This window comes from Pseudomonas sp. H3_E04 (genome assembly GCF_054668915.1).
Window position 1 is genome coordinate 1374299 of sequence record NZ_CP162797.1, and the last position, 14028, is coordinate 1388326.

The 14028-nt window shown below is 59.6% G+C and carries 11 protein-coding genes and 1 pseudogene; 6 read left to right on the top strand and 6 right to left on the bottom strand.

The window, feature by feature from the left end:
* Positions 1-2: 2 nt before the first annotated feature.
* Positions 3-4883, bottom strand: a complete 4881-nt coding sequence (locus AB4N53_RS06225) for a dermonecrotic toxin domain-containing protein (protein ID WP_460119056.1) — start codon at positions 4881-4883, stop codon at positions 3-5.
* 231 nt (positions 4884-5114) lie between these two features.
* On the opposite strand from AB4N53_RS06225, the gene AB4N53_RS06230 reads away from it, so the two are divergent.
* A complete protein-coding gene (locus tag AB4N53_RS06230) occupies positions 5115-6158 on the top strand; it encodes an Ldh family oxidoreductase (RefSeq protein ID WP_460119058.1) in 1044 nt (347 codons plus the stop codon).
* Between the two features lie 43 nt (positions 6159-6201).
* On the opposite strand, the gene AB4N53_RS06235 is transcribed toward AB4N53_RS06230, so the two are convergent.
* A complete protein-coding gene (locus AB4N53_RS06235) occupies positions 6202-6519 on the bottom strand; it encodes an ElaB/YgaM/YqjD family protein (protein WP_016774661.1) in 318 nt (105 codons plus the stop codon).
* 154 nt (positions 6520-6673) lie between these two features.
* Here AB4N53_RS06235 and AB4N53_RS06240 point away from each other — a divergent pair, with 154 nt between their 5' ends.
* Positions 6674-6928: a hypothetical protein gene (locus tag AB4N53_RS06240; RefSeq protein WP_003224595.1), complete on the top strand. Its 255-nt coding sequence runs from the start codon at positions 6674-6676 to the stop codon at positions 6926-6928.
* A gap of 6 nt (positions 6929-6934) precedes the next feature.
* Here AB4N53_RS06240 and AB4N53_RS06245 read toward each other — a convergent pair whose 3' ends face one another.
* Complete coding sequence (locus AB4N53_RS06245; protein WP_460119060.1) at positions 6935-7849, bottom strand: LysR family transcriptional regulator; 915 nt, start codon at positions 7847-7849, stop codon at positions 6935-6937.
* A gap of 84 nt (positions 7850-7933) precedes the next feature.
* On the opposite strand from AB4N53_RS06245, the gene AB4N53_RS06250 reads away from it, so the two are divergent.
* Positions 7934-8857, top strand: a complete 924-nt coding sequence (locus tag AB4N53_RS06250; protein ID WP_460119062.1) for a carbon-nitrogen hydrolase family protein — start codon at positions 7934-7936, stop codon at positions 8855-8857.
* A 147-nt stretch (positions 8858-9004) separates the two neighbouring features.
* On the opposite strand, the gene AB4N53_RS06255 is transcribed toward AB4N53_RS06250, so the two are convergent.
* Both AB4N53_RS06255 and AB4N53_RS06260 read right to left on the bottom strand, forming a co-directional pair.
* Positions 9005-9478 carry an LEA/WHy family protein gene (locus AB4N53_RS06255; protein ID WP_073474543.1) on the bottom strand — a complete coding sequence of 158 codons (474 nt, stop codon included), beginning with the start codon at positions 9476-9478 and terminating at the stop codon, positions 9005-9007.
* Between the two features lie 64 nt (positions 9479-9542).
* Positions 9543-11009, bottom strand: a pseudogene (locus tag AB4N53_RS06260) (nucleobase:cation symporter-2 family protein).
* Positions 11010-11271: 262 nt separating this feature from the next.
* On the opposite strand from AB4N53_RS06260, the gene zapE reads away from it, so the two are divergent.
* The 3 genes from zapE (at position 11272) to AB4N53_RS06275 (ending at position 13662) form a co-directional block, all read left to right on the top strand.
* The gene (gene zapE, locus AB4N53_RS06265; protein WP_460119064.1) at positions 11272-12390 is read left to right on the top strand and encodes a cell division protein ZapE; all 1119 of its coding nucleotides are present in this window, start codon (positions 11272-11274) and stop codon (positions 12388-12390) included.
* 17 nt (positions 12391-12407) lie between these two features.
* A complete protein-coding gene (locus AB4N53_RS06270; RefSeq protein WP_460119066.1) occupies positions 12408-12989 on the top strand; it encodes a DinB family protein in 582 nt (193 codons plus the stop codon).
* Positions 12990-13164: 175 nt separating this feature from the next.
* Positions 13165-13662 carry a GNAT family N-acetyltransferase gene (locus AB4N53_RS06275; RefSeq protein WP_460119069.1) on the top strand — a complete coding sequence of 166 codons (498 nt, stop codon included), beginning with the start codon at positions 13165-13167 and terminating at the stop codon, positions 13660-13662.
* Positions 13663-13782: 120 nt separating this feature from the next.
* Here the strand turns inward: AB4N53_RS06275 and AB4N53_RS06280 are convergent, their stop codons facing one another.
* Positions 13783-13992, bottom strand: coding sequence for a hypothetical protein (locus AB4N53_RS06280; protein WP_460119071.1), 210 nt, complete (start codon positions 13990-13992; stop codon positions 13783-13785).
* Positions 13993-14028 lie beyond the last annotated feature (36 nt).

Sequence of the window (14028 nt, forward strand, 5' to 3'; positions counted from 1 at the left end):
GTTTATGAAGATGACGGCGGAGACGACGTTCCGCTGGTTACAGGTGCCGGTAAGGGGATTGGCGCCGGCAGCGGATCGAGGACTTGCCCCAGTTCGCTGATCAGCAACGCGATCGAGTCGGCGTTGGCCAGAATCACTTCGATGCGCGGCTCAGTCTCTAGCGGATTGCGAAATGCTTTGCGTGCATCGGCGAGCGTCGTGGTTTTGGTCAGTTTGAGAATCTTCCTGTATTCGTTGATACGCATCGGCAACTGGTCCAGCCCCACGCGTGTGCCGTTCGGTTTTTTCTCACTGAACAGGCGCGAAGGCGCCGTAGATCGCGAAAGGGATTTGCGCAGGCTTTCAAGATCGGCTTTGAGCAGCCTCCCGTCCGATGAAGTTGTGTCAATGAGATTCGTGTGAGGCGCAATCGCTTCGACGGAGGCCAAGTCTTCACTGTCGCAAATCAGATGCGACAGCTCGTGGATCAACGTGACCGCACGTGCGTGGGAGTCAACGTTGAACCTGGGAGGCAACACAGGTGTATAGGCATCCATTCCCGGATTAAAGAAATGTTCGGTCAGGTGGACAATCCGTCGCTTGTCCTCTTTGAACACAAAGGCCACGGTGTCGTCGTCGTAGTAGGCATTGAGCCCGGCAAAAAAACGCTCGGTATAGAGCAGATCATCTTTGGGGTCGGTCAGCTCGCGACAAATCGGCAGAATTACCTTTTCGATCTTGCGCAGCAGGAAGGGAGTCACTTGCGGCACTTCGAAGAACTGCCTGAGCACGGTTTCTACCCGAGTGCCACCCAGATTGTCGCGATGCACCACGAAGTTATGCAGGCAGTTCAGGGCATAGGTTCGCGCCCGGCCGACTGCCTGCTGTATGACGAAGGCCCTGGCCGGATATAGCCGATGGATCTGTGTCATGCCCTGTGCCTGAACGTACATCAGGATTGAGCGACTGCGCTCGACTTCTTCTTGCTGCATCTTGCTGCGTTTTGATCGGCAGCGCTGAATGGAATGGCCGGGGCGTGCAACAACCAGTCTGGAATTTTTCTGTTCAAGCGCCGGCCCTTCGCCGCCATTCGGTTCGCGCAGAAACCAGACGTTGTCCGATTGCACCACCGGATAGACCTTGCCGGCAATTGCCGCGTATTTGTGCGATTTCGAGGCGTCCGCATACACCAGCTTATTGTTCTCAAGCTTCAGGTCTTTCAGCGCCGTGGCGGTTTCGAAGCGCTGCAGGTTGGCTCGAGAGGACGTCGCTGGCGGGACCTTGGACCAGCGCGAGACAGCCTGCACCGGCGTATCTGTGCGGGTTTCGGCTGGCGTCGACGAGGTTGGCTCTGGCTCAGCAGCAAACCCGGACACTGCGGGTTCCGGTTCCGGTTCCGAATCCCAGGCCAGGCGACCCAGGCTCAGCATGGAAATCGCACCGGCAATGAAAGTCTTGAGAGCGTTGGCCCAGTGATGATCCTGAAGGTCATCGGCCGACTCCTTGAAGTCCTGGTAGCTTTTCCAGAGGAAAAACAGCGACGCCAGTTTTCCAGGCAGCAAGTGCGGAACCAGACGGACCCCATGGCTGAACAGAACTTTGGCCGCCTCCCAATCGGATTGGGCATTGATCTGCGGCTGGCTACTGAGCAGTCGCGGCAAGAGGCTGAGGGTGTCTTTGTGAAATTGTTCCAGTGCATTGCCCTGGATGGCGTTGTCCTGAAGGGTAATTTCGCTGGTTTGGCCGATGGTGGTTTTCAGCAGATTCTTGAAGACACTTTGTTGGGAGACCGGCAGACGCCGGATAACCAGATCCTGAAAATGCCCGGGCGTGTTCAGCGCATCGATCAATTGGCTCTGATTCTCGAACTCGCGAAATACGAACCTGGAGTAGGGCGCATAGAGCACCCGTGGGCCGCTTGTTCCCGCGCCAGGGCCGAAGACATAGATGCCTGGCGCCTCAACGGGATCGGCGTGCGCGGTTTTGATCAACGCCAGGGGACTGACAATCGCATCGGCACCCTCGACCATTGCACGCGCAATCCCGTCCGGCATATCGAGCACCTGGCACACATAGTCGTACCCGGTATCTGACAGTTGTTGTTGCAACTTCAACGCATGTGCGTGCTGGATCAACTGCCAGGGCAACTGACGGAAGAACCTTTGTTTACGGGCGCGCGCAGCGTCATTGTCCGCCGTCAGCGCTTCGGTCACTTTGCGCGTGTAGGTCGTGGCTACCTCCAGCGACTGCAGCAGTTGGCGCACGGCGGACGGGTCAAATTTTTCCGGTAATGCCGTGGCCGTTTTCGAGGCCACCTTGAAACCAGTACCTTGCACAACGTTGTAATGATGCAGGGCAAACTCCAACAGGTCACAGGCGGGTCCGGCGAGGGTCAGGTTCGGGGTGATCTGGATGTCCTGAGGCTTTAGTCCATTGCCGGGAAATCTGGCGTCGAGCAATGTTTTGAGGGTCTGCTCGACATGGGTAGCCAAGGCCGGGACGTCGTCGAGAAAATCCTTGCCGTCACGAAACGCGCGACGCACTTCATCCAGCAGCGCAAGGTGTGTACGTTGCTCTGTTACTGGCGCCATGCGCAACCAGTCGGGGTAGTCCAAGTGAGTGGAAACCGTTTGCGCAAGGTCAATGGCCCGACGCAGATTGGTATTGATACCTCTGGTTTTCATGCGCTCCAAGAAGTTTGCAAGCGTTTGTTTGTCCTTGATACACGTGCGCAACAGCTCACACTCCGCCAGGCAATGTTCAATGGCCGATTGCATGCGCTCGCGTGCGACGCTGTCTTCGATCAACAGGAAAGTGCCTAGCGTGTATTGCTGATCCAGCCGACGTTGCGCTGACGGCAGATTTTCCAACAGTGTGTGGCTCTGGTTGTTGTCGTCCAGTCGGCGCTGCAATTGCGCGCGAGCGGTGTCGATATCCTTGAACGATTCCAGGCCTGCGGCCGGTGTCCAGAGCACGCAGAGCCCGGAATGCGCGACGTCCATCCCGCCGCGTTCGGTCATCAGCAGACAATACGCAAGCGGCAGCACGCTGCCTTGGGCGGAGCAGGTCAGTGAGAGTGACCAGGCGTCCGGGCGGAAACCGTTGATTGACTGACGATCGTTACGTGTCGTGCGCCTGGCATCCAAGACGGTTTCGACAATTTTCCGCTCAATACTCGGCGAAGAATCGTTGAGACCATGCATCTGCACTTCACTGCGCAGGCCATCCTCGAATGCGCGCGCCAGCTTCCAGCGGATGCTTTGCAGAAAGGCCCGATGTTCACTGTCGGTCAGGGTCGGCTGTTCTGCGAAGCTGCTGGCGAGACTGTCCAATGTGGCGTTCAGGCTTCTTGCCAGTTGTCTGGCCTTGTCTGCCTGGACGCGCGAGGCTGGTGGAGTGCTGGAAAACAACGGTCGGGTGCTCCAGCGCGCATGGACGTCAATTTTGAGCAGACGTTGGTGAATCATCGAGCGGATATCCAGCGCCTTATCGAACAGCGCATGAATGTCGGTGGTACGTTCGCTCTGGCGAAAACACTGCAAAGCAAATTCGACGTTCTGCCGTTGTTTGGTAATGATCGCCTCGAACAGCGTGGTCATGATCTCGCCGGCGATGTTTTCGCCGGACACCCGAGCGTTGGTGAAACCCAGATAGCGATCGCGTTCCTCCAGGCTCATCAGCCCGTACAGTTCGTCCTCATGGCCAGCCGCAGCGAGTTTGGCAGTCAGCGTCCGCTGAAGATCGACGTAGTTCGTGAGCACCTGCATGCCTTGGCTGGGCGTGTAGAGGTAAGCCTTGTCATGATTGATCATCAGCGAGCCGGCCAACTCGACGGAAGCCGTCTCTTCGCTTAAACACACGGTTTCAAAGGTCGGACGCTGCACCGCCACGGCAGGCTCGCGGATCAAGGTGTGCAGGGCATCGAACTCGCTGGCGGAGAGGATTTCCGTTTCGCGTTTGATCATCAGGTCCGCACGGGCCTGATCCTGCAGCGTCCGGCTGAAGAACGCGCGTCGTGGCGAGCCCGAGAATGAGGCGGCATTCCAGTACGTTTCCAGTTGCCGAAAAAGCAGAATGGTCAGCTTGCCCGATGCTGACTTGATCGCAGTTGACCAGGCTGACTCATCATCTGCCTTAGATGAATGGGCGGGGTGGTCGAACTCGACGGTCTGGCCCGGCGGCCAGCCCTGTCGGCGAAAGTGCAGTAGCAGCGCTTCACTCAGCGACAGCGACTGGATTGGCCGCCTGACTTCACCGGCGGTCTGCGCAGTAGTCGGGTAAAAACTGACCCGTGTAGCTGACTGCTGCAAGTCGCCAAAGTGCGTCTCGAGTTGTTCGTCGAGAACGGTTTGCAACAGGCTGGTGAGCAAAGGCAGGCGTTTGAGCTCGTCCAGCATATCGTTCGCGCAAGCGCCCAATTGGGCATTGATGGCCGTCGACTGGTCGTCGAACACATCCCCTGTGATCGTTTCGCGGGTCATCGTTATGCCGCGCTTTTCCACCAGCTCCTTGCGCATCGATACCGTGAGAAAGGCCAGCAGATCGTCCTCTTCGTCCGCATTTTCCAAGCGCGTTTGCAACGCCTGCGACAGCGCCTGATCATCACTGAATTTTTTCAGGCCATCGTAGGGGGTATAGAGAAACACCCCACCGTCATCCGGCCCGGTGCCAAGGACGAAACTGCCAGCCAGCACTACAGGTGATTGCTTCTCGGCGTTGAGCAAAATGCGCTCGGCGAGCATTGGCGGGGTCTGTTCACTGCGCAGGGCGTGGGTCGCCAGCTGCACATGCGCGAGCCAGCTGAAGTCTTTGCTGTTCAGACCATGCGTTTTGGCCAGAGCGGGATGCAGGCCGGGGGATTTCAAAATGTCGGGAAACAACAGTGGTGCGGGCGAACTGGACATCATAAGGACTCTGAACGGGGCGCCATCGGGCAGGGACTCAACCATAGATCCGTGGCCGGCCGCGCTTGCGGTATTCAGTTACCGCACCCGCCCACGCTGAATGTGCATCCGGACGGCGACCGCAAGGTCGATCAACCCAAGGGTTGACAGCCGACAGCTCGGGCGCAGTTAATCGGTGGGCAAAACGACCGTACGCTGTTGTTCCCTCCAATAATCATTCTGGAGCTTCAGATGTCTGCGCCACACGATCAGGGCTCGTCCTCGTTGTCCCTCGAAGCACTCACGCAATTGCTTGAAACGATATTTCTGCGGCACGGCACTTCCAGCGAAGTGGCGCGCGTGCTCGCGGCCAACTGCGCCGGCGCCGAGCGCGATGGCGCTCATAGCCACGGCGTATTTCGTATGCCCGGTTATGTCTCGACGCTGCGAAGCGGCTGGGTCAACGGCCATGCGGTACCACAGGTGGAAGACGTTGCGCCTGGGTTTGTCCGCGTCGATGCCGGCAATGGTTTTGCGCAGCCGGCATTGGCGGCGGCCCGACCGCTGCTGGTGGAAAAGGCCCGTCATGCCGGGATCGCGGTGTTGGCGATTCGTAACTCGCACCATTTCGCCGCACTGTGGCCGGATGTCGAACCGTTCGCCGATGAAGGTCTGGTGGCGTTGAGCGTGGTCAACAGCATGACTTGCGTCGTACCTCATGGCGCCGACCGGCCGTTGTTCGGCACTAACCCGATCGCCTTCGCCGCGCCAAGGGCCAATGCCGCGCCGATTGTTTTTGACCTCGCCACCAGCGCCATCGCCCATGGCGATGTGCAGATCGCCGCGCGCAAAGGTGAAAAGCTTCCGGCCGGGATGGGCGTCGACAGCCTCGGCCAACCGACCCAGGACCCCAAGGCGATTCTCGAGGGCGGGGCGTTGCTGCCGTTTGGCGGGCACAAGGGTTCGGCGCTGTCGATGATGGTCGAGCTGCTGGCGGCGGCGTTGACCGGCGGCAATTTTTCCTTCGAATTCGATTGGTCCAACCATCCCGGCGCGAAAACACCGTGGACCGGTCAGCTATTGATTGTGATCGACCCGAACAAGGCGGCAGGACAGAGTTTCGCCCAGCGCAGCGAGGAGCTGGTGCGGCAGATGCACGGCGTCGGGCTCAAGCGTCTCCCGGGGGATCGACGGCATCTGCAGCGCAGTCGCTCGATGGCACAGGGGATCGGTCTGGATGAGCAAACGTTGCGGCAGTTGCGTGAAATGGCAGGGGAGTCGGTCGCGCAGGCATAAAAAAAGCGAACCGCGAGGTTCGCCTTTTCTTGTGACACTGAACTCAGCGACGGCCGAGCAGCAGGCCCACCACCAGGCCGAATCCGGCGGAGATCGCTACGGTCTGCCATGGATGGCCGCCGATATAGTTTTCAGTCGCTTCTACGGCAGGTTTGGTGCGGTCGCGCACGCTGGACACCGAGTCGAGCGCCAGTTGCAGTTTCTGGGCGATTTGTGCACGCAGCGTTTCCGCTTCTTCGCCTACCAGTGAAGCGCTGCTCTTGAGCAGTTTGTCCGATTCTTCAATCAGAGCCTGAAGCTCGCTGAAAGCTTGATCCTTGATTTGCTCTTCGGCAGCTTGCGAGGCGGTTTTACGGGCCATTGGGTGACTCCTTGCAGGTGAATGGACAGTGACCAATGGAGTGTAGCGGCAGGCGAAAAGTTGCATGTCATTCGTGGAGAAGGGAAAAACCTGCACCGGAGATTTGCACCGAGCGTGTAAGATGTCGCCATTTTACGCAGCAGGACAAATCCCCATGAGTTTCAATCTGGCCGACAAATCCCTCGCAGAGCGCGCCGCGCTGGAAGATGAGAAATCCCGTCTGTTCGAACTCTGGCAGAACAATCTGGGCAAAGCCAAAGGCGAAGCCGCGCGTCTGTTTGGCGAGCGTTCCAAGCGCAAGGGCAAATGGGCCGAGTGGGTCCGCGCCGAGCTGGACGGCATGTCGCCACCGGAGTTCGCCAACATGGTGCGCAGCGAAGTCAATCGCCTGATGGCGGCGAACAAATAACCCGCTTCACACTTGGCTGAACGTGGCGGCAATCGCTTCGCGAACCTTGACCAGCACCGGATCGATCTGCGTGCTGGTGCGCCAGCCCAGCTCCACCGGATAGCGCGGCAAAGCCAACGGGCAGGGCAGCAATGCCAACCCGCTCAACGCCGCGATACTTTCTGCGGCGTGGGCTGGAATGGTCGCCACCGCCTGACTGCCCTTGAGCAGAAAGGGCAGCGCGGCAAAATGCGTGGTCGAGGCGCAGACTCGCCGGCTCAAACCCACCGCCGCCAATCCTTCGTCGGTAATGCCGATAAAGCCACCCGACGACACCAGAATGTGCTCGCGATCAACGAACTCCTGCAGCTCGATCTGCTGCTGGCCTGGCGCGAGACTGCTCGGGTCGACGAGACACGCATAGCCACCTTCCACCAACACCTGCCGGCTGAGCAGGCGCTCGGCGAAGCCGCCGGCGGTGATCGCCAGGTCGATGCTGCGTTCCATCAACGCACGGGCGACGATCTGGCTGTGGGTCTGGCGAAAGATCAGCCGCAGTTTCGGCGCGCGACGAGCGATTTCTTCGATCAAGTGGCGCCCGTAGGCAATTTCAAAATCATCTGACAGACCAATCGCTACCGAGCGCCCGTCATAGTGATTGGCCGCCGGGTCGAGCATGGCCAGACTTTGCCGACATTTGTTCAGGGCATCGCTGATCACGGGTTTGAGCTGATTGGCTTGCAGGGTCGGCGCCAGCCCGCGCCCGGTGCGTACAAACAACTGATCACCATAGACGTCGCGCAAACGGCGCAATGCCGCACTGACTGCCGATTGCGTTACGCCAAGGCGCAGGGCCGCGCGGCTGGCGCTGGATTCCTCGTGCAGCGCTTCGAAGACTTTCAGCAGGTTGAGGTCGATGTTGGCGATATTCATTTGGCTCATATCATTCAGCAGCGCGAAGGGCTTTATTCATGATCGCGTGCCGCTGGAGAATCGGCAACACCTGAACCTGATGGAGTAAACACGATGGCCAAATCCATAGTTGCTGCGCTGCAGATCGGCGCCTTGCCCGGGGGCAAGTGCGAAACCCTCGACCAGATTCTCAGCTGGGAAGACGCGATCCGCGAATCCGGCGCGGCGCTGGTGGTGATGCCGGAAGCCCTGCTCGGTGGCTATCCGAAGGGCGAGGGCTTCGGCACCCAGTTGGGCTATCGACTGCCCGAGGGGCGTGAGGCCTTCGCACGTTATTTTGCCAATGCCATTGATGTACCGGGCGCGGAAACCGAAGCGCTGGCCGGATTGTCAGCGCGCACCGGGGCCAATCTGGTGATCGGCGTGATCGAGCGCGCCGGTAGCACATTGTATTGCACGGTGCTGTATTTCGACCCTCAGGCAGGACTGATCGGTAAACACCGCAAGCTCATGCCTACAGGAACCGAGCGACTGATCTGGGGCAAGGGTGACGGCTCGACTTTGCCGGTGTTTGACACCCAGGTCGGCAAGCTCGGCGCCGTGGTGTGCTGGGAAAACATGATGCCGCTGCTGCGCACGGCGATGTATGCCAAGGGCGTTGAGGTCTGGTGCGCGCCGACCGTGGACGAGCGCGAGATGTGGCAAGTCAGCATGCGCCACATCGCCCACGAAGGTCGCTGCTTCGTTGTCAGCGCCTGTCAGGTGCAGGCCTCGCCGAATGCGTTGGGTGTGGAGATTGCCAATTGGCCCGGGGATCGACCTTTGATTGCCGGTGGCAGTGTGATCGTCGGACCGATGGGTGATGTACTGGCGGGACCGCTGCGTGGCGAGGCGGGATTGCTGACAGCGGAAATCGACACGGAGGAACTGGTCCGCGCACGGTATGACTACGATGTGGTCGGCCACTATGCGCGCCCGGATGTGTTCGAGTTGACCGTTGATGAGCGTGCGAAGCCGGGGGTGCGGTTCAATTCCTGACTTTGAAACTTGCAGAGAACCTGTGGGAGCGAGCCTGCTCGCGAAGACGTAGGCAGCATGAGCATCGTAGTCGCCTGAAACACCGCCTTCGCGAGCAGGCTCGCTCCCACAGGGGTTGTGTGTTGTTCTGCCGATTGAGACCGCTGACTACCAAGTCGCCGCACTCGCCTTGGGCAGGCTCAATTTGCCGCTGTCGGTAAAGCGCATTGTGCCAAACAACCCACCGGCCAGTTTGCCGCGCAGCACGTAGGGCAAGTTATCGAGGCTTTGCGTCTGGCTCAGGCCCAAGGTCTGGCGCAGGAACGAGAACGCCGAGACGCTGACCGGCACCGTGACAATGGCTTCAGAGAAACGCGGGATCGAACCGCTCTGATCGCTCACACCGGAAGCCAGCGAATGCCCATTGACCTCCAAATCCAGCGCGATGCCGTTGTAGTCGATCGCCGTCTCATTGGGATTCTGCACGCGCAGCTTGATGGCGAAGCGCACTTCCAGTTCCTGACTCGGTAGCGGCTCAAGGCCGACCACGTTGATGTTCACCGGGTCGCGGTTGGGAAACAACGCGCAGGCACTGAGCGACAACAGCAGGAGCGACAGGATGACGGCGTGGACGCGGCGCATAAGAATCTCTCGACAAAAAAGGGCTGAACCGTCGCCGGTGCAGCCCTTTTTTCCAGGCGCGACGTCAGCGGTTCAACTGTGCGACAGCCGCCGCTTGGCCGGGTTCACCTTTGGCGGTGACCTCGGGGTTTTCCATGACCTGCAGAATCGAAGCTTCCGGGTCGAAATCGTCTTCTTCCAATTCGATGAATTCTTCGGGCAGGAAGATGTTCAGCACGATAGCGCACAACGCACCGACAGTGATTGGCGATTCGAAGATGTTGCGCAGTGCTTGCGGCAGTTCGCGCAGGACTTCCGGCACCGCCGCGATGCCCAGGCCCATGCCCAGCGAAATCGCCACGATCAGCATGTTGCGCCGATGCAGACCGGCCTCGGCGAGGATCTTGATCCCGGCCACGGCGACGGTGCCGAACATCACCAGCTCCGCGCCGCCAAGCACCGGTTACGGCATCAGTTGCAGCACCGCGCCGATCATCGGGAACAAACCGAGCAACACCAGCAGCCCGGCGATGAAAAACGCCACGTAACGGCTGGCCACTCCGGTCAACTGGATCACGCCGTTGTTCTGCGCGAAAGTCACCATGGGCATGCTGTTGAACACCGCCGCCATGGCCGAGTTGAGACCATCGGCGAGCAGCCCGGATTTGATTCGACGGATGTACAGCGGGCCTTTGACCGGTTGTCGCGAGATCATCGAGTTGGCGGTCAGGTCGCCGGCCGCTTCCAGTGGCGACACCAGAAAAATTACCGCTACCGGCACAAACGCCACCCAATCGAAGTTGAAACCGTACTTGAACGGCACCGGCACGCTGACCAGCGGCACCTCGGGCATCGAAGCGAAATCCACCGTGCCCATCAGCCATGCCACCACGTAACCCAGGGTCAGGCCGATGACAATCGCGCCCAGCCGCAGAAACGGCACGTCGACGCGGTTCAGCACGACGATAGTGCCGATCACCAACGCCGCGAGAAAGACATGACTGGCCGCGCCCAGGTCGGGCGCACCGAAGCCGCCGGCGATGTCGGTCATGGCTACTTTGATCAGTGACAGACCCATCAGGGTGATGATCGTGCCGGTCACTACCGGTGTAATCAACATGCGCAGCTTGCCGATGAACTGGCTGAGTACAACTTCAATGAATGCTGCGAAGAAGCACACACCGAAGATGGTCGAGAGGATTTCGTCAGTACCGCCGCCACGCGCCTTGACCATGAACCCGGCGCTGAGAATCACGCTAATGAAGGAAAAACTGGTCCCTTGCAGACACAGCAAACCGGAACCGACCGGGCCGAAGCGCTTGGCTTGCACGAAGGTACCGAGGCCGGAGACGAACAGCGCCATGCTGATCAGGTAGGGGATTTCACTCTGCAGGCCCAGCGCGCCGCCCATGATCAGGGTAGGGGTGATGATGCCAACGAAACTTGCCAGCACATGTTGCAGCGCGGCGAACACGGTGGCGGTCAGGTGCGGACGGTCGTTGAGGCCGTAGATCAGGTCGTTGTTGCGCGGGGCTTTGTCAGAGGCGGTCATGGTCAGGTGCGCGCCGCGAGGCGGGGCCGGGTCAGAAAATGGGTGCGCAGAATGCCGCAAGCGGGCGGCGAGGGCAACGAGCAATAACTGCCTGAAAGGTCAGGTTTTTTGGCTCTGTGGGAGCGAGCCTGCTCGCGAAAGCGCTGGGTCAGTTTGCATCTCGGTCACTGACAGGCTGCCTTCGCGAGCAGGCTCGCTCTCACAATGATCGTTCACGTGCGTCAATCAGCAATGGAGAATTCCACGTGGCATACTCCCGCGCATGAACTTCGACTCCCCCCTCAGTGCCTGGCAATACGCCGTTGAGCACAAGGGTTTCATCCAGGATGAAGCCCAGGAACACGCGGTCTGGGCCTTGCAGAAATGCCACGAAGCCTTGCACACCGATGCCCGTGCGGTCAGCGGCGTGTACCTGTGGGGGCCGGTCGGGCGCGGCAAGACCTGGCTGATGGATCAGTTCTATCAAACCTTGCGCGTACCGGCGCGGCGTCAGCATTTCCATCACTTCATGGGTTGGGTCCATCAGCGCTCATTCCAACTGAGCGGCATCGCCGATCCGTTGCGCGCGCTGGCCAAAGAACTCGCTGGCGAAGTACGCGTGCTGTGTTTTGATGAACTGTTCGTCAACGACATTGGCGATGCGATCATCCTCGGGCGCTTGTTCCAGGTGATGTTCGACGAAGGCGTGGTGGTGGTCTGCACGTCGAATCTGCCCCCGGATGATCTGTACGCCGACGGCTTCAATCGTGACCGCTTTACCCCGGCAATCGCGGCAATCAAGGCGCACATGCAAGTTGTCCCGGTCAATGGCGCCGAGGATCATCGCCTGCATCCGGGGACGATCGAACAGCGCTATTTCGTCAGCGCGACCGATTCGCCGAGTGCGCTGGCTGCCGTGTTCAAATCACTGATTTCGGATGAAATCTGCAGTGAAGAACCAGTCGCAGTGGGTCATCGCATGCTCAACGTGGTACAGGCCAGTGAATCCGTAGTGTGGTGCCGTTACAGCGATCTGTGCGAACAACCTTTCGCCGCCATGGACTTCATCGCCCTGTGTGATCGCTACCGGGCTATTCTCTTGAGCGAAGTGCCGAACCTCAGTGCACGAAAGCGCGAGGGACGCATCGCGCGCGGTACCGAAGACGGCGCCGAGCGCGTGGTCGCCGGCGATCGGGAGCTGCCGCAGTTGTCAGTACACGACGATGGCGTACGCCGCTTTATCGCACTGGTCGATGAATGCTACGACCGCAAGGTGCCGCTGTACGTCGAGGCAAGCGTGCCGATGGACGCGCTCTACACCGAGGGCTATCTGGAATTCCCGTTTCGCCGCACCCTCAGCCGGTTGCAGGAGATGCAGTTGCAGCGTTTCGCCGAAGCCTGAAAGAGGAGGACACCGACATGAGTCAACCGCTGTCCCATCATTTGCTGACCATGGCTTACCAGAATGCCTGGGCCAATCATCGCCTGGCCAAGGCCTGGACCCGGCTCGATGGCGCTGAACTGGTCGCGCCACGGGTGAGCTTCTTCCCCAGCATCCGCCTGACCCTCAACCACATCCTCACCTGCGACTGGTTCTACGTCGACGCGCTGGAGCGCGAATTGCGCGGGGACGAGCCGCACCCGGATTGCTACGTTTTCTTCAATGCAGACGAGCCGTTCACCAACGCTGCGGCGCTGCGTGCAGAGCAGGCTCGCGTCGACCGGCGTCTGATCGTTTATTGCGAGCAACTGAGGGATGCTGATCTGCCGAGGATCGTCACCATCGCCCGCGACATGCCGCAACATGACAGCCGCCTGCGCATGCTCTCGCATCTGTTCGAACACCAGATTCATCATCGTGGCCAGGTGCACGCAATGCTCAGCGGCACGACGGTGAAGCCACCGCAACTGGACGAGTTTTTCTGCGTCGGCGAAAGCGTATTGCGCGCTGAAGACTTCGCCGAACTGGGCTGGACTGAAGAGCTCATCTGGGGCCACTGACTGCAAAAGGTCGCAGCCTCGATGCACTCGCGTAGGAGCTGACGAGTGCAACGAGCCTGCGATCTCTTGATCTTCAAATTTCCGATTGCCCACCCATTCAAACCCAAGCTAATGTCCTCATCAGCCTTCCAGCAAGCACCTTGCGCGCCGGGGCTTTTGTTTATCGGGGATGGAAATGGATTCCGCAGAAATACTCGTACTTCAGGCCAGCTACAGCAACCCGGTGCACGCCGAAGCCATCGGCATCGTGCTCAACCACTACGCCGAAGATCCCATGGGCGGCGGTCATCCGATCGCGCCCGAGCTTCTTCAGCGGTTACCCGAAGAACTCGCGCGCCGAGCTCATGCGTTCAGCGTGCTGGCCTTTGTTGGCGGCGAACCGGCCGGGCTGGTCAACTGTTTTGAGGGCTTCTCCACCTTTGCCTGCAAACCGCTGGTCAACGTTCATGACGTCGCGGTGGTTGGTAAATTCCGTGGCTTGGGGCTAAGCCAGAAAATGCTGCAGAAAGTCGAGGAAATCGCCCGCCAGCGCGGTTGCTGCAAAATCACCCTGGAGGTGCTGGAAGGCAATGCTGCGGCGCATGGGGCGTATCGCAAATTCGGCTTTGCACCGGGGATGTTCAATCCAGATCATGGGCGGATGCTGTTCTGGATAAAAGATTTACAGGCCTGAAAAGCCCTCACTGCAAATCACCAGCCCGAACATAAAAAAAGGCGCCCAATCAGGGCGCCTAACTGTCATCTCCCGGGCCAGAGCGGAGCCACGGAAGGTTCATCGGTTGCTCGGTGAAATTCAGTCGCGATAAGACTCGGTCACCTGCGCCGTCTGGTCAGCAGGAACGCGAATTTCTTTCGCAGCGACGTCGGCCTTTTGCTCGCCTTGCGCGTGCTGGACCGGGAAATTGGCGTAGTAATAACGCATACGCTCGGCGCCGCCTTCAGCGAAGGCGCTGGTGGAACCGAGGGCGAGCAGGGTGGTGAAGATGATGGTGGTGGTTTTCATGTTGCCTCCTACTGAACAAGTGGGAGTCGGTTCGTC

What these genes read in the sequence shown, in the direction of transcription:
- zapE (WP_460119064.1), top strand. Translation starts at nt 11,272, where the DNA reads ATGAACTTCGACTCCCCCCTCAGTGCCTGGCAATACGCCGTTGAGCAC.
- AB4N53_RS06270 (WP_460119066.1), top strand. Translation starts at nt 12,408, where the DNA reads ATGAGTCAACCGCTGTCCCATCATTTGCTGACCATGGCTTACCAGAAT.
- AB4N53_RS06235 (WP_016774661.1), bottom strand. Translation starts at nt 6,519, where the DNA reads ATGGCCCGTAAAACCGCCTCGCAAGCTGCCGAAGAGCAAATCAAGGAT.
- AB4N53_RS06250 (WP_460119062.1), top strand. Translation starts at nt 7,934, where the DNA reads ATGGCCAAATCCATAGTTGCTGCGCTGCAGATCGGCGCCTTGCCCGGG.
- AB4N53_RS06225 (WP_460119056.1), bottom strand. Translation starts at nt 4,883, where the DNA reads ATGTCCAGTTCGCCCGCACCACTGTTGTTTCCCGACATTTTGAAATCC.
- AB4N53_RS06255 (WP_073474543.1), bottom strand. Translation starts at nt 9,478, where the DNA reads ATGCGCCGCGTCCACGCCGTCATCCTGTCGCTCCTGCTGTTGTCGCTC.
- AB4N53_RS06230 (WP_460119058.1), top strand. Translation starts at nt 5,115, where the DNA reads ATGTCTGCGCCACACGATCAGGGCTCGTCCTCGTTGTCCCTCGAAGCA.
- AB4N53_RS06280 (WP_460119071.1), bottom strand. Translation starts at nt 13,992, where the DNA reads ATGAAAACCACCACCATCATCTTCACCACCCTGCTCGCCCTCGGTTCC.
- AB4N53_RS06275 (WP_460119069.1), top strand. Translation starts at nt 13,165, where the DNA reads ATGGATTCCGCAGAAATACTCGTACTTCAGGCCAGCTACAGCAACCCG.
- AB4N53_RS06240 (WP_003224595.1), top strand. Translation starts at nt 6,674, where the DNA reads ATGAGTTTCAATCTGGCCGACAAATCCCTCGCAGAGCGCGCCGCGCTG.
- AB4N53_RS06245 (WP_460119060.1), bottom strand. Translation starts at nt 7,849, where the DNA reads ATGAGCCAAATGAATATCGCCAACATCGACCTCAACCTGCTGAAAGTC.